13 protein-coding genes and 4 tRNA genes are annotated in these 19,523 nt (G+C 71.7%); 8 read left to right on the plus strand and 9 right to left on the minus strand.

Annotated features, from left to right (window positions below):
• Positions 1-138 precede the first annotated feature (138 nt).
• From E6R18_RS15885 to E6R18_RS15900, 4 genes are all read right to left on the minus strand, one after another.
• Complete coding sequence (locus E6R18_RS15885) at positions 139-3,273, minus strand: FG-GAP-like repeat-containing protein (RefSeq protein WP_240799753.1); 3,135 nt, start codon at positions 3,271-3,273, stop codon at positions 139-141.
• Between the two features lie 362 nt (positions 3,274-3,635).
• Positions 3,636-5,813 (minus strand): DEAD/DEAH box helicase, encoded by a 2,178-nt coding sequence (locus E6R18_RS15890; RefSeq protein ID WP_240799754.1) that lies wholly within the window; start codon positions 5,811-5,813, stop codon positions 3,636-3,638.
• Between the two features lie 211 nt (positions 5,814-6,024).
• Entirely contained in the window at positions 6,025-6,618 is a 594-nt protein-coding gene (locus E6R18_RS15895) for a hypothetical protein (protein WP_136317540.1), read from the minus strand.
• 182 nt (positions 6,619-6,800) lie between these two features.
• Positions 6,801-7,151, minus strand: a complete 351-nt coding sequence (locus tag E6R18_RS15900) for a metallopeptidase family protein (protein ID WP_018101725.1) — start codon at positions 7,149-7,151, stop codon at positions 6,801-6,803.
• An 85-nt stretch (positions 7,152-7,236) separates the two neighbouring features.
• Between E6R18_RS15900 and E6R18_RS15905 the strand changes: the two genes are divergently transcribed.
• The 4 genes from E6R18_RS15905 to E6R18_RS15920 all read left to right on the plus strand — a co-directional run bounded on the left by E6R18_RS15905 (position 7,237) and on the right by E6R18_RS15920 (position 9,116).
• Positions 7,237-8,751 (plus strand): metallophosphoesterase, encoded by a 1,515-nt coding sequence (locus E6R18_RS15905; protein WP_136317542.1) that lies wholly within the window; start codon positions 7,237-7,239, stop codon positions 8,749-8,751.
• A gap of 80 nt (positions 8,752-8,831) precedes the next feature.
• Positions 8,832-8,904, plus strand: a tRNA-Glu gene (locus tag E6R18_RS15910).
• 38 nt (positions 8,905-8,942) lie between these two features.
• A tRNA-Asp gene (locus E6R18_RS15915) sits at positions 8,943-9,017 on the plus strand.
• Positions 9,018-9,039: 22 nt separating this feature from the next.
• A tRNA-Phe gene (locus E6R18_RS15920) sits at positions 9,040-9,116 on the plus strand.
• Positions 9,117-9,154: 38 nt separating this feature from the next.
• Here E6R18_RS15920 and E6R18_RS15925 read toward each other — a convergent pair.
• Genes E6R18_RS15925 through E6R18_RS15935 form a run of 3 tightly spaced genes read right to left on the minus strand, consistent with a single transcriptional unit; the run spans position 9,155 to position 11,260 of the window.
• On the minus strand, positions 9,155-10,021 hold the full coding sequence (locus E6R18_RS15925) for a cytochrome c biogenesis CcdA family protein (protein ID WP_136317543.1): 867 nt from the start codon (positions 10,019-10,021) through the stop codon (positions 9,155-9,157).
• Positions 10,018-10,800 carry a DsbA family protein gene (locus E6R18_RS15930; protein ID WP_136317544.1) on the minus strand — a complete coding sequence of 261 codons (783 nt, stop codon included), beginning with the start codon at positions 10,798-10,800 and terminating at the stop codon, positions 10,018-10,020. The genes E6R18_RS15925 and E6R18_RS15930 overlap by 4 nt, the downstream gene beginning before the upstream one ends.
• A 58-nt stretch (positions 10,801-10,858) precedes the next feature.
• A complete protein-coding gene (locus tag E6R18_RS15935) occupies positions 10,859-11,260 on the minus strand; it encodes a hypothetical protein (RefSeq protein WP_168712368.1) in 402 nt (133 codons plus the stop codon).
• Between the two features lie 179 nt (positions 11,261-11,439).
• Between E6R18_RS15935 and hrpA the strand changes: the two genes are divergently transcribed.
• The 3 genes from hrpA (at position 11,440) to E6R18_RS34885 (ending at position 16,022) form a co-directional block, all read left to right on the plus strand.
• Entirely contained in the window at positions 11,440-15,375 is a 3,936-nt protein-coding gene (gene hrpA / locus E6R18_RS15940) for an ATP-dependent RNA helicase HrpA (RefSeq protein WP_136317545.1), read from the plus strand.
• A gap of 115 nt (positions 15,376-15,490) precedes the next feature.
• Positions 15,491-15,565 (plus strand) — tRNA-Asp (locus E6R18_RS15945).
• 139 nt (positions 15,566-15,704) lie between these two features.
• Positions 15,705-16,022 (plus strand): DUF6274 family protein, encoded by a 318-nt coding sequence (locus tag E6R18_RS34885; RefSeq protein ID WP_136317546.1) that lies wholly within the window; start codon positions 15,705-15,707, stop codon positions 16,020-16,022.
• A 492-nt stretch (positions 16,023-16,514) separates the two neighbouring features.
• Here the strand turns inward: E6R18_RS34885 and bldC are convergent, their stop codons facing one another.
• Together bldC and E6R18_RS15960 are read right to left on the minus strand one after the other, a co-directional pair.
• Positions 16,515-16,721, minus strand: coding sequence for a developmental transcriptional regulator BldC (gene bldC / locus E6R18_RS15955; protein ID WP_003949541.1), 207 nt, complete (start codon positions 16,719-16,721; stop codon positions 16,515-16,517).
• Positions 16,722-17,234: 513 nt separating this feature from the next.
• Entirely contained in the window at positions 17,235-18,080 is an 846-nt protein-coding gene (locus tag E6R18_RS15960) for a hypothetical protein (protein WP_136317547.1), read from the minus strand.
• Between the two features lie 178 nt (positions 18,081-18,258).
• Between E6R18_RS15960 and E6R18_RS15965 the strand changes: the two genes are divergently transcribed.
• Complete coding sequence (locus tag E6R18_RS15965; RefSeq protein ID WP_136317548.1) at positions 18,259-19,350, plus strand: Glu/Leu/Phe/Val dehydrogenase dimerization domain-containing protein; 1,092 nt, start codon at positions 18,259-18,261, stop codon at positions 19,348-19,350.
• The last annotated feature ends 173 nt before the right edge of the window (positions 19,351-19,523 follow it).

The following is a 19,523-nucleotide window of genomic DNA, read 5'->3' on the forward strand; positions in this document are numbered from 1 at the left end:
ATCACCCCCGAGCATAGCCCGCCCCGGCCGCGCAGCCGATCGGGTATCGGCTGCGCGGCCCCGTCATCGGGGTGGGGACGGGCTCAGGGGCTCAGAAGCTGCGGGGGTCCGGCCGGCCGGTGTGGGCCGGACGACGCGTCAGAAGAGGTACTGGTACATCTGCCAGCCGCCGCCGACCTTCGTCCGCGCGGCCAGGGCGCCCTTGCCGTCGCTGCGGTAGCTCCACAGCACCCCGGACGCGTCACGCGCGAGCAGGTCCGCCCTGCCGTCGCCGTTCAGATCGCCGGAGCCGACCATCGTGTCGTACATGGACCAGCCGTAGCCGACCTTCACGCGGGTACCGAGCGTGCCCTTGCCGGTGGACGGGTAGCGCCAGACCACGTCCGAGCGGTCCCGGGTCAGCAGGTCGCCGTTGCCGTCGCCGTCAAGGTCTCCCATGCCTGCCAGGAGGTATCCCTGCCAGCTGTAACCGATCTTCACCCGGGGCTCGAAGAGGCCGTTGCCCTTGCCGCGGTAGAAGTACAGGTCGCCCGCGGGCGTCCGGCCGAGCAGGTCCGCGCGGCCGTCGCCCGTCATGTCACCGGGCGAGGTCAGGGCGTCGAACATGTTCCAGCCGGTGCCGATCTTCGTGTACGGCGTGGAGGGCTTGAGGGCGGCGCCGCAGGCCGGCTTGTACGCGCGCAGCTCGCCGGCCTTCGTACGGACCAGCACGTCGTTGCACCGGTCGCCGTTGACGTCCTCGAAGGGCACGGCGGCGGTCACGGTGTCGTCGCCCGTCCAGCCGGTGGCCGACACCTTGTCCTCGACCCGCCCGGTCCCGGTCCCCGTACCGGCCCGCCAGTCGGCCTGGCCGGCCGAGGTGAAGGCGAGGAGGTCACCGAACCCGTCGTTCCCTACGAAGTCCCGCGCCACGGCCGCCCCGCCGGTCACCCTGACGGTCCCGGAGGTGGTCAGGGCGGCGCCCACGCCGTCGGCGGGCTCGGCGGTGAGCGTCCAGGTGTAGGCGCCGTTGGGGGCGTACGCGCCGGCGGCGGTCCTGCCGTCCCACGAGGCCGTCACCAGGCCGCGCGCCTCGCCGCCGGAGAGCGTGCGCACCGTGGCTCCCGACGCCGTGTTCTTCAGCGTCAACTGCCAGGAGGCGGCGGGCTTGGACAGCCACCACGAGCCCTGCACCTGCGGGGCGGACGCCCGCAGGTCGAGCGAGCCGCCCGGTGCCTCGGCGTCGATCACGGTCAGGGTGGAGGCCGGGATGCCCGTGGGGACGATGCGCACCCGCCGGTCGTCCCCGGTGTACGCGACGTGGCCGCCGAAGCGGTCCACGGTCCAGCCGGAACGGCGCACGGTGCTCCGGCCGAGGTCCGCCGCGTCCACCAGGGTCCGCTGGGGCAGGCCGGCGTACGTCCCGCCCGCCGGCAGGCCGTTGTGCAGGTCGAAGAGGGTGAGTCCGGCGCCCTCCTCGTGGGTGACGAAGTAGCCGTCGGCGAGCAGGGTGTCGGCGTCCGGCGCGGTCACGAACCGCCCCGTCTGCCGGTCGTAGACGCCCGCACCCGAGGGCCCGCTGTAGCCCCGGCACGCCCAGTGGACCCAGCGGCCCACGGCCTGCAGTTCGGTGGGGACGCACTTGTTCGGGGTGGTGAAGGAGGTACCGGCCACGCCTGTCGTCAGGGACTTGGAGGTCACGGTGGGCGAGTCGGGAAGGTTGCTCCACAGCGTGTCGCCCCACAGGGCCGCAGCCGCCTGCGACCCGCTCTCCAGCACCTTGCCGGAGTCGTTGGACTCCTGGAACTCGACGACCTTCTTGAAGTCGCCCGACGCCTCGTTCACCACCGCGAACCGGCCCGACAGGTCGACGAGCTGAGGTGACGTCAGGCCCGTGGTGAGCCGTGGGCCCCAGTCCTCCGCCCCGTTGCGGAAGAGCATCGTCTGACCGCGTTCGGTGCCTTCCTTGCGGCCGTGGAACCCGTCGCCGCTCGCGAACATGGTCACGCAGTACGGCCCGTCGCCGCCCCAGCCGCAGTCCGCGTCCTGCCCGCTGGCGAGGCCGTCCACGGTCGTGCGGATCTCGTCGGGGCGGCCGGACGTCTTGAGCCACGTGCTCCGGTACGCGCCGATGTACGTGAACGGCTGGAACAGGCGCGAGTCGTCCGCCGTGGTGAGGATGCCGCTGCCCAGGGCGATGCCCGCGGGCTGGGCGGGCATGTCCTCGATGTCCGCGACGCGCGTGCGCTTCACGGTCCCGTCTGCGGCTTCCGTGAACCGGTAGTAGCCCCAGTCGAGGGCGCCCTCGTAGGTGTGGGTCTCGGCGCCCGCGACCAGGAGGGAGCCGTCCGGCGTCCGGACCATGTCGGTGTGGGCGACGGCCAGCAGTTCTCCGGTGGTCCTGCCGTCGGCGGAGATGCGGATCAGGTTGTCGCCGCGGTACTCGTTGTTGCCCCCGGTCACGGGCGCGACTCCTACGAGGGTGTTGCCGAGCATCCGGTAGCTCGTGTCGTACCCGTACCGGCCCAGGTCGAACGTCCGGGGTTCGGCCGACAGATCGTCGCGGTCGAACAGCTGGGCGGCGTAGGAGCCCACCTGCAGCACGGTGTCCGTGCCCAGAGTGACGTCCGAGGCGTGCTCGTCCAGGGTCTGGAGCTTCCCGCTCGCCAGATCCACGAGCCACCAGCCCTGGGTCATGGTGGTGTCTTCCCAGAGGATTCCCCGGACGACGATCGAACGGGCGTCACCGTCGGAGACCGACAGGTTCCAGCCTTCGGGAAGACCCCGCAGCTGCTGATCCTCGACTTCACCGCCCGCCGCCCGCAGCAGGTGAAGACTGCTCACGGCCTTCTCGGCGCCGGTGCGGGTGACGACGGTCGTCCCGTACGTCCCCACGTAGGTCTGGCCCTGCGGGATCGCGATGCTGGTGGCCGGCCCGCCCCCCGCGCGCTGCTGCAACGTCACGTGCGGGCTCGGGCTCTGCGCGTAGACGGCGACGGTGTCGGAGCCGTGCCCGAACCCGGTGGGCCAGTCGCCACGGGGGCGGACCTCCTCGGGGTCGTACTCGAGCGGCTTCGCGAGCCGGTCGGGCAGCACGGTGGCCGTCCCGCTCTCGTAGTCGATCCAGCGCAGGCTGTCGTCGCCCTCACGTGCCGTCAGGAAGCCCGTCTCGCCGGCGTTCAGCACGCGCGTTTCGCGCGGCACGAAGCGGGCCCCTGGCTTCACGATCACGGTTTCGGCGGCCGTATCGGCGACGGCCGTGCCCGTGGTCATCGCCGCCGTACCGGTGGTCATCGCCAAGGTGACCAGAAGGGCGATGCGCCCGGACGCACGCCGGCGTCTCCACCCGCTCGAGTGGGTCACTTGAAGGTCCCTCCCCAGGAACAAGGCGCGGGGAGAGGCCGGCGGAGAACGCCTACGGCCTTCGCGGTGCGGCGGCTGCCGCTCGCACCCACCCCGCGCAGATGCGGCGACTTTAGCAGCAGTCGCGGACACGCCAACGCCCATTTCGAACTCGTTCAAAGGGGCAGGACCGTGCAGGTCGGCGAACCCTTTCCCGGCCCATGCGAAAGCGGGTCCCCGGCCCATGCGAAAGCGGGCCCGTCCATGGAGGACGGGCCCGCTCTCAGCAGACCTTCAGCAGGTCTTCAGCACACTCAGCCGTTGCGCTTCCAGCGCGGCTTGTCGTCGCGGCGGCCGAAGGAGCCGGTGCTCGTACCGGTGGAACGGTGGTCGTCGCGGCGGCCGGTCGGGCGGTCGCTGCCGCCGGAGCGGAAGCCGCCGGAGGGGCGGTCGTCGCGGCGGTCGCGGTTGAACGGACGGTCGCCGCCGCCGGAGCGGAAGCCGCCCGAGGGACGGTCGTCGCGGCGGTCGCGGTTGAACGACGGGCGGTCGTCGCGGCGCTCGAAGGAGCGGCCGCCACGGTCGTCACGACGGTCACCACCGGAGCGGAAGCCACCCGAGGGACGGTCGTCGCGACGGTCGCGGTTGAACGACGGGCGGTCGTCGCGGCGCTCGAAGGAGCGGCCGCCACGGTCGTCACGACGGTCACCACCGGAGCGGAAGCCACCCGAGGGGCGGTCGTCGCGCCGGTCGTTGCTGCTGCGGAACGAAGGACGGTCGCTGCTGCCCCGGTAGCCGCTCTGGCCGGCCGGACGGCCACTGCGCTCGCCGACACGGTCGTCGCGGCGGTCGTTGCCCCGGTAGCCACCGCGGTTGTCACCGCGGTTGTCGCGGCGCTCGTAGTTGCCCCGCTCGTCGCGGCGCTCCTCACGGGCGGCCGGCTGCTCCGGCACGGCGGCGGCCGCGAGGGCGGCCTCGGCCTCGGCGGTGACCTCGGCCACGGCGGCCTCGGGGTCCTCGCCCCGCTCGCGCGCGGCACGGGCGACCAGGCGGCCGGCCTCCTCGCGCAGCTCCACGGCACGGCGCTGGACGCGCTCCAGCTGCTTGCTCAGCTCGGCGGCCTCGCGCTCGGCCTGCTTGGCGGCGTTGTTCGCGGAGTCGGCCTGGACCTCGGTGAGCGAGCGGGCGCCGGTGATCTCGGCGACCTCCGGCTCGAAGACGCCCGCGCCCTGGACGATGTGGCGTGAGGCGTCGACGCCCGCGTCCTCCATCAGGCGGAAGATCTGGCGGCGCTGGTGCGGCAGGGCCAGCGAGACGACGACACCGGACTTGCCGGCGCGGGCGGTACGGCCCGAGCGGTGCAGGTAGTCCTTGTGGTCGCCGGCCGGGTCCACGTTCAGGACCAGGTCGATGCCGTCGACGTGGATACCGCGCGCGGCGACGTCGGTCGCGACGAGCGCGTTGACGTAGCCCTTCTTGAAGTCCTCCAGGACCCGGGTGCGCGCGCCCTGGGTCATGCCGCCGTGCAGCGCGTCCGCCTTGACGCCCGCGTCGACGAGCTGCTCGGCGATGCGGTCGGCGCCCAGCTGGGTGCGGACGAAGATGATGGTGCGGCCCTTGCGGGCGGCGATGGCGGAGGTGACCGGCGCCTTGTCCTTCGGCTTCACGACGAGGACGTGGTGCGACATGGTCGAGACGTTGCCCTGGGCGGAGTCGACCTCGTGGGTGACCGGGTTGCTCAGGTAGCGCTTGACCAGGGTGCCGATCTCGTTCTCCATGGTGGCGGAGAAGAGCATGCGCTGGCCGCCGCCGGGGATCTGGTCCAGCAGCTCGGTGACCTCGGGCAGGAAGCCCAGGTCGGACATCTGGTCGGCCTCGTCGAGGACGGCGACCTGGACGTTCTCGAGGGAGCAGGCGCCCCGGTTGATGATGTCGCGCAGCCGGCCCGGGGTGGCGACGAGGACGTCGACACCGCGCTCCAGCGCGTAGATCTGGTTGCCCATCGACGTACCGCCGCAGACGACCTTCATCTTCAGGCCGAGCACGTCGCCGTACGGCTGCAGCGCGTCCGCGACCTGCATCGCGAGCTCACGGGTCGGGGTGAGGATGATCGCGCGGGGCTTCTTCTTCTCCGTGTGCCCGCCGGCCAGGGCGGACAGGGTCGGCAGACCGAAGGAGAGGGTCTTGCCGGAGCCGGTACGGCCGCGGCCGAGGATGTCCTTGCCGGCCAGGGCGTCCGGGATGGTCGCCGCCTGGATCGGGAAGGGGGCGGTCACACCGTTCTGCGCGAGCTTGCGGACGATGCCCTCGGGCAGGCCCAGGTCGGCGAAGGTGATGGTCGGCTCGGCGTCCGCCGACTCGGCGTCGGTCGGCTCGGCGTCCGCCGACTCGGCGGACTCGACGACGGCCTCCGCGACTGCGGTGACCTCGGTGAGCTCGTCGTTCTCGACGTGCTCGGGCATGACGGTGCGGTCAGAACTGGAAATTGACATGCGAAATGCGAAACCTTCCGGAGTCTCGGCACGCGCCCGTAACTCCGTGTTTTCGCAATTTCGACCGCCTCAATGCGGTCCAGCCACGGCAAGGGAGAGTACGCGCCACACGGCGCTCTTCTGTGTCGGCGCCGGGCAATGGGATCAAGCGATCTACCACCATACGCACTCCCACCCACTTCGCGCAACCCGCCCCCCGAAGGCCGTCCTCTCAAGCCGGTCCCGCCTGCGGTGATGCCTCCGGCGTCCGCAGTACGTCCACCTCGTCCGGCCACCCCATCGCGTCGGTACGGAACTGGGCGGCCGGAGACGCCGAGGGCGCCGGCTGCTCGGGCTCCGAGGGGGTCGAGGGCTCCGGCTCGGGCTCCGGCGGGTCGGGCGGCCGAGGCGTCTGCTCCGGGTCCGGGCCGGGGTCCGGATCGGCCGGGGCCGGCGGCTCCGGCTGCCCGCTCGCCCCGGGGTCGGCCGAGCCCTCCGGCACGGGCAGGCGGCCGGCCCGGTCCCGGCCCCGGTCATCCGGCCGGGGCTCGTCCGCATCCGGGCTCCCGGAGGGCGACGCGGAGGCGCCCGGACCGCCCGGACCGGCGCTCCGCCGCTGCGACTGCGCGCCCGCGCCGCCGGCACCGGAGCTGCCGGTGCCGGTCACCGTGGCGCCGTTCGGCTCGACCGCCGCGCCCTTCTGGCCGGCGGACCGCGAGGGCGCGGGCTCCGCACCGTCGGAGCCGACGCTCATACAGCCGGTGGACGTGGCGAGCGTCACAGCGGTGACGGCCGCCCAGCGGACGGGGACGGGCAACTGGCGCACGGGGCACCTCCGGGGGCGCGAGGGAGGACGGCCCGGCCGGTCTGGCGTTCCTGACATGAACCAGCCGGGTGTGCCGTGCCCAACTCCCGCCACCCCGCCGGGGACACGCCCGCCCGGCCGGTCCGCACACCTCGTTCACACGTGAAGGCCCCCGCCCGGCTCGCGGGGCGGTCCCCGCCGGGTCACCCGTAACCCAGCGCGTGCAGCCTCTCGTCGTCGATGCCGAAGTGGTGGGCGATCTCGTGGACGACCGTGATCTCGGTCTCGGCCACGACGTCCTCACGCGTCTCGCACATCCGCAGCGTCGGCCCCCGGTAGATGGTGATCCGGTCCGGCAGCACGCCCGCGTACCACTCACCGCGCTCGGTCAGCGGCGTGCCCTCGTACAGACCGAGCAGTTCCGGATCGTCGGACTCCGGTTCGTCCTCGACGAAGACCGCGACGTTGTCCATCAGCCGGGTCAGCTCCGGCGGGATCCGGTCCAGTGCCTCGGCGACCAGTTCCTCGAACGCTTCCCGCGTCATCTCCAGCACCCGGCCATTGTCCCGTACGGCCGCCGTGCGCGCCTCGGCCCCCGGAAAGGGCATATCTGCTCCGGGCCCGGGGCACAGGCACCCAATGGCCCGCGCCCGTCGCCCCTTCCGCCCGCTGCCCCGCCTCACCGCCGCCGGGCCCCTCGCCTCGCCCCGCCCGTTCGTCCGGGCGCTGGGCCTGGTCGTCGTCGTGCTGTTCGGGGCCTGGCTGGGGCTGCTGGCCGTCGGCAGCGTCCGTACGCCGGTGGGGCCGATGGACACCACGATGACCCTGCGGCCCTCGCTCAGCGGCGGCACCAAGATCAACGTCTCGCCGCTCGGCGCCCTGGAGCTGGACTCGCACCACGCCCCGGTCCGGCTCGACGTCGATGTGGACCGGCTCGACCCGGTCCGCTCCGAGGCCCTGGTCCAGCACCCCGAGCGGCTGGCGGGGCTTGAGGACGAGGTCACCACGGATGTCGCATCCGGCACCCGCGAGCTCGCCCTGCGCTCCTGCGTGGCGGTCGTCACCGGGGCCACCGCGCTCGGCCTCGCCGTCTACCGCAGGCCGCGCCGGGCCCTGGCGGCCGGCGGACTCGCGCTCGCGCTGCTGGCGGCCTCGGGCGTCGGCGCGTACGCCACCTGGAACCCGAAATCGGTGCTGGAACCCCGGTTCTCCGGGCTGCTCTCCAGCGCCCCGTCCGTCGTCGGCGACGCGCGCTCGATCGTCACGGACTTCGACGTCTACCAGCAGGAGCTGGCCCGCCTGGTCACCAACGTCACCAAGCTGTACGACGCCACCTCGACGCTCCCCGCCTACAGCCCGAACCCGGCGACCCTGCGCGTCCTGCACGTCTCCGACATCCACCTCAACCCGGCCGCCTGGCACATCATCGGCTCGCTCGTCGAGCAGTACGACATCGACGTGATCATCGACTCGGGCGACACGATGGACCACGGCGCCGCCGTCGAGAACAGCTTCCTGGACCCCGTCGCCGACCTCGGCGCCCCGTACATCTGGGTGCGCGGGAACCACGACTCGGCGGTGACGCAGAAGTACCTGGAGAACAAGAAGCGCTTCAAGAACGTGCACGTCCTGGACCAGGGCCGGGCCGTCACCGTCGGCGGGCTGCGGGTGGCCGGGATCGGGGACCCGCAGTTCACCCCGGACCGGACCGGGCCCGAGCAGTCCGAGGGCGTCCAGGGCGTGGCGGGCCGCACGCTCGCCGCCGCCCTGCGCGAGCAGCAGCGCTCCGGCACGCCGGCCGACATCGCCGTCGCCCACGAGCCGGAGGCGGCGAAGGAGACGGACGGGGATGTTCCGCTGGTCCTGGCCGGCCATGTGCACCACCGGCAGAACGAGGTCCTGAAGGGCGGCACCCGGCTGATGGTGGAGGGCTCCACGGGCGGCGGCGGGCTGCGGGCCGTGCAGAACAAGAAGCCGGAACAGGTGCTCGCCTCGGTGCTCTACCTGGACCGCTCCACGCGCCGGCTGCAGGCATGGGACGAGATCACGCTGGGCGGTCTCGGACTGACGACGGCCGAGGTCAGCCGCCATCTGCCCGAGGAGAAGCCGGCCCTCACAACCCCGTCCCCGACCACCCCCACCCGCTCCCCGTAAACCGTTTTGGCGATAGCTGCCGCCATCCCATATGCTTCTCACGTCCCCGACGCGCTGGAAAGCGCGCAGGTGGGCCCTTAGCCCTCATCGTCTAGTGGCCCAGGACGCCGCCCTTTCAAGGCGGTAGCACGGGTTCGAATCCCGTTGGGGGCACGCTTGAACGTGTGCGAGACTTGTCTCGCACATTGCTTGGTCCTGTGGAGCAGTTAGGAGTGCTCGCCACCCTGTCAAGGTGGAGGCCGCGGGTTCAAATCCCGTCAGGACCGCTGCAGCCCGTAGTAGCTGCGTGGCTGGGTAGCTCAGTTGGTACGAGCGATCGCCTGAAAAGCGATAGGTCGCCGGTTCGATCCCGGCCCCAGCCACCACCCGAGGGCCCCGTCCGGTGGACGGGGCCTTCGCCGTGTCAGGCGGCCTCCCCCTCCGTGGTGTTCGGCTCGTCCTCGCCCGCCGTGGGGCGCCGGCGCGCGGCCCGTACCGCGAGCACCAGCAGCACCACGGCCACCACCGCGACGAGCAGCACCGCGTCCGGCACGTGCCGGCCGACGCCCTGGGCCCACTGCTCCACGGCGAACGACCGGTCCACGTCCAGCAGCCCGGGCAGCGCGGTCGTCCCGTCGTACGCCAGGAACAGCGCGCCGAGCGCGACGAAGAAGAGGCCCGAGAGCAGGGTCGTGGTGTGCAGCTCGAACCGGCCCAGACGCAGGACCCGGCCCCGCAGCCAGGCGCGGCGGCCCAGCTCGAACCGCTCCCAGAGCAGGGCGAGCACGAAGAGCGGCACCGCCATGCCCAGGGCGTAGACGGCCAGCAGCAGTCCCCCGTACGCCGGGCTGCCGCTGACCGCCGCCACCGTCAGCACGCTGCCCAGGATCGGGCCCGCGCAGAAACCGGCGAGGCCGTACACCGCGCCGAGCGCGTAGACGGACAGGGCGGTCGTGGGGCGGATGCGGCCGCTGAGGGCGGAGATCCGGCGCGAGGCGAAGCCCAGACCGACGATCTGGGCGACGCCGAGCGCGATGATCAGCCAGCCGGCGCCGAGGACGAGGGCGTCGCGGTGGCGGTAGAACAGCCGCCCGGCGTACGAACCGGCGGCGCCCAGCGGAACCAGGGTGGTGGCCAGACCCGCGTAGAAGATGCCGGTCCGGGCCAGCAGCCGGGACGTGGAGTCGATGGAGTACGCGAAGAACGCGGGGAGCAGCAGGGCGCTGCACGGGCTGAGCAGGGCGAGCAGCCCGCCGAGGAACGCGGCGAAGTAGCCGACGTCGGCCGTCACTTCGCGGAGCCCTTCGTTGCGGACGAGCCGGCCGCGGCCGCCGCCTGTTCGATGGCGCGGGTGAAGGTCTCGGTGGGCTGGGCGCCGGCGATCGGGCGGCCGTTGACCAGGAAGGACGGGGTGGAGGTCGCGCCGATCGAGTACCCCTGCTCCTGGTCCTCGCCGACCGCGGCGGTGGCCGCCGAGCCGTCGGCGTCCCGGGTGAAGCGGTCCAGGTCGGCGACGCCCGCCTGGCGTGCGAGCGCCTTCAGGCGGTCCTTGCCGAACCCCTTCTCCTTGACGCCCTCGGCGTAGGCGGCGCGGTGGAACTCCCAGAAGCGGCCCTGCTGCCCGGCCGCCCAGGAGGCCCGCGCGGCGGCCTCGGACTCGGCGCCGAAGATCGGGAAGTTGCGCCACTCGATGCGCAGGACGCCCTCGTCGACGTACTTCTTCACGAGGGCCGGTTCGGTGTCGCGGGCGAACTTCGCGCAGTAGCCGCACTTGAAGTCGGCGTACTCGATGAGGACGACGGGTGCGTCGGCCCGGCCCAGGGCCAGCTTGTCGCCGGCGTCGCGGCGGGCGAGCCTCGCCAGTTCGGGGTAGACGCCGTCCTGCGGGTCCGCCGTGACGCCGGCGACCGCGGAGGACTCGGCGCTGCGGGGCTCGGGGGCGGTGGCGCGGTAGGAGACGTAACCGAACAGGGCGGCGACGGCGACGACTCCGGCGCCGTACACCAGCGGCTTGCGGGACCTGCGGGGCTTGGGGGACTTCGGGGACGGCTTGGACGTGGGCGTGGGCATGCGGAACTCCGGGGTGGCGGTACGGGAGAGGGCGGACGGGCGGGTGGCCGGCCGCCGTCTACACCCGTAGGACGGAGAGCTCCACCGGGCCCGGCGCCGCCTCGTCCGGCCCGCGCGGCGTCAGCGGCGCGGGCGCCCGGACCGGCTCGGTGCCAGGGGCGGCGGGCAGGCCCCACTCGGCGAGGCCGGGCGCCTGGTCGTGGGCGGCGCGGGCGCGTGCGGGGACGGCGGGCTCGCCGCCGTCGCGCATGCCGCCCTTGCCGCAGCCCGGAATCCCGTGCCCGCCGTCCACGGCGGAGGCGGCGACGGCGGAGGCGGCGACGGGCGCGGGAGCCTCAGCCGCCGAGGCCCGGACGGGCGCGGGAGCCTCAGCCGCCGACGCCCGGACGGCCGGTCCGCAGAACAGCCCGAGCACGACCGCGAGCACCGCCACCAGGCAGCACCACTGCGAACGGGACACGGGACGGGCCTTCCGGCTGGGAATGATCGACTGCCCGGAATCGTACGTCCTGTCATCGCGCCGCTCCCCACCGTGCGGACCGGGCGCCGACGCCGTGCGCCTCCGTACGGGGACCGTGACCGGGGCCGCGGGAAATGGGTTCGCCGTTCTTCGGGGCCGGGTGAGATCCTGGGCTCGGTATGTCTACTTCCTTCGCCGATCTCCAGTCCCAGCTCGCGCGGCTCTCGCTCCGCGACGCGCACCGGCTCGGCCGCCGCCTCGAAGGCGCCCGCCGCATCCGCAAGCCCGAGGCACAGCAGGCCGTGCTGGACGAGATCGCCGCCCAGGCCGGCAAGGCCGCCGGGCGGCTCGCTCAGCGGGCTGCCCGCGTGCCCGACATCTCGTATCCGGAACAGCTCCCGGTCAGCCAGAAGAAGGACGAGATCCTGGAGGCGATACGCGACCACCAGGTCGTGATCGTCGCGGGTGAGACCGGCTCCGGCAAGACCACCCAGATCCCCAAGATCTGCATGGAGCTGGGCCGCGGTGTCCGCGGCATGATCGGGCACACCCAGCCGCGCCGGATCGCCGCGCGCACGGTGGCCGAGCGGATCGCCGACGAGCTGAGGACGCCGCTGGGCGAGGCGGTCGGCTGGAAGGTCCGCTTCACCGACCAGGTCAACCAGGACGCGACCTTCGTCAAGCTGATGACGGACGGCATCCTCCTCGCGGAGATCCAGACGGACCGCGAGCTGCTGGCCTACGACACGATCATCATCGACGAGGCCCACGAGCGGTCGCTGAACATCGACTTCCTGCTCGGCTACCTGGCCCGGCTGCTGCCCAAGCGCCCCGATCTGAAGGTCGTCGTCACCTCCGCGACCATCGACCCCGAGCGCTTCGCACGCCACTTCGGCGACGCGCCGATCGTCGAGGTCAGCGGGCGTACGTACCCGGTGGAGGTGCGGTACCGGCCCCTCCTCGAAGAGGACAGCGAGGACGCCGACCGCGACCAGATCACCGCGATCTGCGACGCGGTGGACGAGCTCCAGTCCGAGGGGCCCGGCGATGTCCTGGTCTTCCTCTCCGGCGAGCGCGAGATCCGCGACACGGCGGACGCGCTCGGCAAACGCAACCTCGGGCCCACCGAGGTACTCCCCCTCTACGCGCGCCTGTCGCACGCCGAGCAGCACCGGGTGTTCCAGCGCCACACCGGCCGCAGGATCGTTCTGGCGACCAACGTCGCCGAGACCTCGCTGACCGTCCCCGGCATCAAGTACGTGATCGACCCGGGCACCGCCCGTATCTCCCGCTACAGCCACCGCACCAAGGTCCAGCGGCTGCCGATCGAACGGATCTCGCAGGCCAGCGCCAACCAGCGCAAGGGCCGCTGCGGCCGTACGTCGGACGGCATCTGCATCCGGCTGTACTCCGAGGACGACTTCCTGACCCGCCCGGAGTTCACCGACGCGGAGATCCTGCGGACGAACCTGGCCTCCGTCATCCTCCAGATGACCGCGGCCGGCCTCGGTGACATCGAGAAGTTCCCCTTCATCGACCCGCCGGACCACCGCAACATCCGCGACGGCGTGCAACTGCTCCAGGAGCTGGGCGCGCTGGAGCAGGAGGAGAAGTCCCCCCGGGAGGGGAAAAAGGGGCAGCGGCTCACCCCGCTCGGCCGCAAGCTCTCGCAGCTCCCGGTGGACCCGCGCCTGGCCCGCATGGTCGTCGAGGCCGACCGCAACGGCTGTGTCCGCGAGGTCATGGTCATCGCCGCCGCGCTCTCCATCCAGGACCCGCGCGAGCGGCCCTCCGAGAAGCAGACGCAGGCCGACCAGCAGCACGCCCGGTTCAAGGACGAGACGTCCGACTTCCTGGCCTTCCTGAACCTGTGGCGCTACATCCGCGAGCAGCAGAAGGAGCGCGGCTCCTCCAGCTTCCGCCGGATGTGCAAGCAGGAGTACCTGAACTTCCTCCGCATCCGCGAATGGCAGGACATCTACGCCCAGCTGCGTACGGTCGCCAAGCAGATGGGCATCGAGCTCAACGAGGACGATGCCCCCGAGCAGTCGGTGCACACCTCGCTGCTGGCCGGTCTGCTGTCGCACATCGGGCTGAAGGACACCGAGAAGAACGAGTACCTGGGCGCCCGCAGCGCCAAGTTCGCGATCTTCCCCGGTTCGGCGCTGTTCAAGAAGCAGCCGCGGTTCGTGATGTCGGCGGAGCTGGTGGAGACCTCCCGGCTGTGGGCGCGGGTCAACGCCCGGGTCGAGCCGGAGTGGATCGAGCCGCTGGCCCAGCACCTGCTGAAGCGCACCTACAGCGAGCCGCACTGGGAGAAGGACCAGGCGGCGGTGATGGCGTACGAGCGGGTCACGCTCTACGGCGTCCCGATCGTCGCCCAGCGCAAGATCAATTTCGGCCGTATCGACCAGGAGACCTCGCGGGACCTCTTCATCCGCAACGCCCTGGTCGAGGGCGACTGGCGCACGCACCACCAGTTCTTCCACGACAACCGCAAGCTGCTCGGCGAGGTCGAGGAGCTGGAGCACCGGGCCCGGCGCCGCGACATCCTCGTGGACGACGAGACGCTGTTCGACTTCTACGACCAGCGCATCCCGGAGCACGTCGTCTCCGGCGCGCACTTCGACTCGTGGTGGAAGCACAAGCGCCGGGACGAGCCGGACGCGCTCGACTTCGAGCGCTCGATGCTCATCAACGAGAAGGCCGGGGCCGTCACCAAGGACGACTACCCGGACTCCTGGCGGCAGGGGAAGCTCAAGTTCCGGGTGACGTACCAGTTCGAGCCCGGCGCGGACGCCGACGGGGTGACCGTCCACATTCCGCTCCAGGTGCTCAACCAGGTCACGTCCGAGGGCTTCGACTGGCAGATCCCGGGCCTGCGCGAGGAGGTGGTGACCGAGCTGATCCGGTCCCTGCCGAAGCCGATCCGCCGGCACTACGTGCCCGCGCCGAACTACGCGGACAAGTTCCTCGACCGGGCCGTGCCCCTCCAGGAGCCGCTGCCGGTGACGCTGGCCCGTGAGCTCCAGCGGATGGTCGGCGTCCCGGTCGCCGCGGACGACTTCGACCTGGCCCGGGTCCCGGACCACCTCAAGATCACGTTCCGGATCGTGGACGAGCGGCGCCGCAGGGTCGCCGAGGACAAGGACCTGGAGGCGCTGAAGCTCCGGCTGCGCCCGAAGGCCCGCCAGGCGCTCTCCAAGGCCGCGGCGGCCACCGCGGGGCCCTCGGGCGAGTCCATCGAGCGCTCGGGCCTCACGGACTGGACGATCGGCACGCTGGACAAGGTCTTCGAGACACGGAGGGCCGGCCAGCCGGTCAAGGCGTACCCGGCGCTCGTGGACCAGGGCGCGACCGTCGCCGTACGGCTCTTCGACACCGGGGCCGAGCAGCAGCAGGCGATGTGGCGCGGGACGCGGAGGCTGATCCTGCTGAACATCCCGGTGAACCCGGCGAAGTTCGCGTCGGACAAGCTGACGAACCAGCAGAAGCTGGCCCTGTCCCGCAATCCGCACGGCTCCATCCAGGCCCTGTTCGACGACTGCGCGACCGCGGCCGCCGACCGGCTGATCGCGGCGCACGGCGGCCCCGCCTGGGACGAGGCGTCGTTCCGGAAGCTGTACGACAAGGTGCGCGCGGACCTGGTGGACCTGACCGTACGCACGATCGGGCAGGTGCAGCAGATCCTGGCGGCCTGGCAGGCGTGCGAGCGCCGGCTGAAGGCCACCAACAGCCTGGTCCTGATCAACAACGTCACGGACGTACGCGACCACCTCGCCCGACTCGTGCCGCCCGGGTTCGTCACCGCGACCGGGCTGCGCAGGCTGCCCGACCTGATGCGCTACCTGGTCGCGGAGGACCGCCGGCTCCAGCAGATGCCGACCAACGTCCAGCGCGACACCACGCGCATGGAGAAGGTCCACGAGATGCAGGACGAGTACGCCTGGCTTCTGGAGCAGCTGCCGAAGGGCAGGCCCGTCCCGCAGGAGGTGCTGGACATCCGGTGGATGATCGAGGAGCTGCGGGTGAGTTATTTCGCGCACGCCCTGGGCACCGCGTTCCCCGTATCGGACAAGCGGATCGTCAAGGCGATCGACGCGGCGGCGCCCTGAGGCGGGGCAGTGGGTGCGGGTGACGGCTCCGCAACCAGGAGTGAGTTCGACCGCACCCGCTGACCTCCTGTAGAGTCTGTCTTCGCAGCGGGCCGCAAGGCAGCAGCGAAAACCTGGTCCTGTGGAGCAGTTAGGAGTGCTCGCCACCCTGTCAAGGTGGAGGCCGCGGGTTCAAATCCCGTCAGGACCGCAGTAACGAAAGCCCGGATCCCCTGGATCCGGGCTTTCACGCGTCTTGACTCCGGTGTCCGCCGACGAGTACTCAGAAACCAGGGTCCGCCCCCGGATTCCCGGAGTGGGGCGGCGCGCATCCACCGGGAGGTGGCGCGATGGGGGCGACCACGGGCGACGGGTACCGCGAGCCGGCGCAGGGGCCCGGCAGGGCGCCCCGGCACGAGATCCGCGCGCTGCTGCGCGCGCACCTGGCGGCCGCGTCCGGCTACCGCCATCTCACCCGGCACTGCGCGGTCTGCGCCCGGCTGCTGCGGCTCGCCATGGAGCCCGTGACGGCCCCTCGGGGCGCCCGGGCGGCCGACGAGCCCTCCGGGGCGCCCGATGACCCTGCGGAGCGGCGACGAGGCTCTGTGCCGGCACCACAGGCACCGCGGGCATCGCGGGCGGGGGACGTAAGTCCTCCCACGACATGACCTTCGGCGCGGCCGTCGGCTTCCTCACAGTGGCAGGCTCGTAGGTGGCGGCACCCACGCGGTGCAACACCCGCGCAGTGTGACGGGTGTCACTGAATCAGTTTTGAGAAGAGGTGACTTTACACCCTTCCTACAACTGGCGAATTTAATATGTGCAATTGCACCTCTCGGGAGGGTGTCATCCGAACCCTCACGGGGCGGACCCGGCAGACCCCCGGGCCGGTGCGGCGGGACCACGGAGCGACGCGGCAGGGGCGCGGAAACACTCCCGCGCAGGTCCGCACGGAGCCGGACCGGCAGACGTACGGGAAGCCGGCGCGCGCACAAAAAAATCGCGCTGGACCCGGCGGAGTCCAGCGCGATCGGATGACATGACCCGTATGGCACAGGTATGGCGCCCGTTGGGGCGGGCGCCCGTCATATGGAGCTATGGGTGAGCAAGTGGGTTGGGGGACCCAAAAGCCCAGGTGTGACGCGGTGACAGGGGGTATGTCAGGCCTCGCTGCGCTGCTGCGGAATACCCGCAAGCAGTGCGCGGACCTCTGCCTCGCGGTAACGGCGATGTCCACCGAGCGTGCGGATGGACGTGAGCTTGCCAGCCTTCGCCCAACGGGTAACCGTCTTCGGGTCCACGCGGAACATCGTGGCAACCTCAGCCGGGGTCAGCAGCGGCTCGGCATCAGGGGTGCGAGCGGTCATGAGCGGCCTCCTCGGGAGAACCGAACCATCTCGGTTCTTTCCTCTAAATTCTGCACCTTGACCCACGTTGCCCGAAATGGCGGACGCGGGCCGAGTCGGTTATAGGACGAACGGCTTGTCCTCGGCACTACAACTACACCATCCGTCCAGCCACGTCGGCCAAACCGATGGAATTGCCCTCCCAGGTGTTCATCAGCGACGGAAAGCCGATGGACCATGCCATAGCGGACAGTCACACCCCCGTGACGATCAGTCACAGAGCGATCAGGGGTCACCAGACCCCCCATAGCGTGCAATGCAGAAGCAATCCGCCCATACATGGACGGATGGAGTCCTCCCCGGACTCCTTGTCCTATTTTGGCACGAGGGGAGGGGAAGGGCGCAAGGGCCCCGTAAGTGCTATCCGTCACGGTTGAGGCAAAGGCCCGGTTCGGGACGTAGGTCCTGACGCCCCCTGAGAAGCTTCCGCCCCTTCACCCCCACGTGTCACACACGCAACAGGTTCATCGCTCGTCAGTTGGCGAACTGACGGTCCCTGACGGCCCGCCAGCGCTCCGCGAGACGCGCGTACGCCTCGGCCGCCCTCTCGGCGTCCCCGGCACGCAGCGCGGCGATGCCCTCGGCCACATCGGCGGCGCTCCGGTCCTGAGCGAGCTCCCGTTCCGGCAGCGCGTGCACGAGGCCGCCGTAGTCCAGCTCGACTAGCGCGCGCGGATGGAACTCCTCCAGCCACCGCCCGACATCCACCAGCCCCGCGGTCAGCGGCCCCTCGTCCATCGTCTCCCGCAGCGTCCTGAGGGACCTCGCCAGCCGGCGCCGCGCCTGGACCATCGGCGTGCGGTACCGGAACACGGGCGGCTCCCCGTCCGGCCCGGCCGTCACGTGCTCCCGCTCCTCGTCCGCGAACAGCACGAACCAGCGCACCGGAACCTGCCACACCGCCGTCCTGATCCACGGCCGGGCGTCCGGATTGCGCTCCGCCCACCGCTCGTGGTCGGCCAGCGCCTGGCCGCGCACCACCGGCGGCAGCACCGCGTCGAGCACCGGCCCGGGGAACAGGTCCGCCAGCCCTTCCAGGGCCAGCCAGCCGCGCAGCCGGGTCCGCCACGGGCACACGCACACCACGCCGTCCACCTCCGCGACGAAGGCGTCCGCGCTCTCGTGGACGGGCACTCCGGCGGGGGTGGTCGCCGCCAAGTCGGCCAGCGAGCGCCGCAGTTCGTCCTGGGCCGTGGGGATCCGGTCGCGGGCCGCATAGCGGACCCAATGGGCGCGCTCGGCCTCCGGGAAGGCCGCCAGTGGCTCGTAGACCCGGAGGTAGGACGCGTAAGGGACGAGCACCGAAGACACCACCGACATGCGGTGATCGTGTCACGCCTGTCCCCCGGTAGGGGGTGATCCTCGGCACTGGAACAGATCTACGCGGGCGTAGGACTTACCCTCTTGCCCATCCGGATCGTCCGTGAAGGTCGGCCCGGTGGGCCCTCCCCACCTTCAGGAGGGTCCTTCCGCCGCTTCGTACTTGGGAGTCACCACAGTGACCGATGTGACCGGCGTGCCTGTCGATGTCCTGCACACCCTGTTCCACTCGGACCAGGGCGGACACGAACAAGTCGTCCTCTGCCAGGACCGTGCCAGCGGCCTCAAGGCCGTCATCGCGCTCCACTCCACCGCCCTGGGCCCGGCCCTCGGCGGCACCCGCTTCTACCCGTACGCCTCCGAGGCGGAGGCCGTCGCCGACGCGCTGAACCTCGCGCGCGGCATGTCGTACAAGAACGCCCTGGCCGGTCTCGACCACGGCGGCGGCAAGGCCGTCATCATCGGCGACCCGGAGCAGATCAAGAGCGAGGAACTGCTGCTCGCCTACGGCCGGTTCGTGGCCTCGCTCGGCGGCCGCTACGTGACGGCCTGCGACGTCGGCACGTACGTCGCCGACATGGACGTGGTGGCCCGCGAGTGCCGCTGGACCACCGGCCGCTCCCCCGAGAACGGCGGCGCCGGCGACTCCTCCGTGCTCACCGCGTTCGGCGTCTTCCAGGGCATGCGCGCCTCCGCCCAGCACCTGTGGGGCGACCCGACGCTGCGTGGCCGAAAAGTGGGGGTCGCCGGCGTCGGCAAGGTCGGCCACCACCTGGTCGAGCACCTGCTCGCGGACGGGGCCGAGGTCGTGATCACCGATGTGCGGGAGGAATCCCTGCGCCGGATCACCGAGAAGCACCCCGAGGTCGCCGTCGCGGCGGACACCGAGGCGCTCATCCGCACCGAGGGCCTGGACATCTACGCCCCCTGCGCCCTGGGCGGCGCCCTCAACGACGACAGCGTGCCGGTGCTCACCGCGAAGGTGGTGTGCGGGGCCGCCAACAACCAGCTCGCGCACCCGGGCGTCGAGAAGGACCTCGCGGACCGCGCGATCCTGTACGCGCCCGACTACGTGGTGAACGCGGGCGGGGTCATCCAGGTCGCCGACGAGCTGCACGGCTTCGACTTCGACCGGTGCAAGGCCAAGGCCGCGAGGATCTTCGACACGACGCTGGCCATATTCGCACGTGCGAAGGAAGACGGGATTCCGCCGGCCGCCGCGGCCGACCGGATCGCCGAGCAGCGGATGGCCGAGGCCCGCCGCCGCTGACCCCCGCAGGCCCCCGGGCCGCCGGCTCCGGCCGGCGGCCCTCTTTCGCGCGCCCCGGCGGCCGGCTGGCGAGACAAGACTCACGCCGGTCGGCGGGTCGCCTGCCGATAAGAGGTTAAAATCGCAGTTGACCAGCGAGGACGGGGCGTCTCGCGGGTCCTCTTCCGGGGCGC

Origin of the sequence: Streptomyces sp. A1277 (genome assembly GCF_004795015.1) — a bacterium.
Lineage (GTDB): Bacteria > Actinomycetota > Actinomycetes > Streptomycetales > Streptomycetaceae > Streptomyces.

Coding starts and splice junctions, on each gene's coding strand:
- E6R18_RS15885 (WP_240799753.1), bottom strand. CDS start 3,273: ATGACCACCGGTACGGCGGCGATGACCACGGGCACGGCCGTCGCCGAT.
- E6R18_RS15890 (WP_240799754.1), bottom strand. CDS start 5,813: ATGTCAATTTCCAGTTCTGACCGCACCGTCATGCCCGAGCACGTCGAG.
- E6R18_RS15905 (WP_136317542.1), top strand. CDS start 7,237: ATGGCCCGCGCCCGTCGCCCCTTCCGCCCGCTGCCCCGCCTCACCGCC.
- E6R18_RS15930 (WP_136317544.1), bottom strand. CDS start 10,800: ATGCCCACGCCCACGTCCAAGCCGTCCCCGAAGTCCCCCAAGCCCCGC.
- hrpA (WP_136317545.1), top strand. CDS start 11,440: ATGTCTACTTCCTTCGCCGATCTCCAGTCCCAGCTCGCGCGGCTCTCG.
- E6R18_RS34885 (WP_136317546.1), top strand. CDS start 15,705: ATGGGGGCGACCACGGGCGACGGGTACCGCGAGCCGGCGCAGGGGCCC.
- bldC (WP_003949541.1), bottom strand. CDS start 16,721: ATGACCGCTCGCACCCCTGATGCCGAGCCGCTGCTGACCCCGGCTGAG.
- E6R18_RS15960 (WP_136317547.1), bottom strand. CDS start 18,080: ATGTCGGTGGTGTCTTCGGTGCTCGTCCCTTACGCGTCCTACCTCCGG.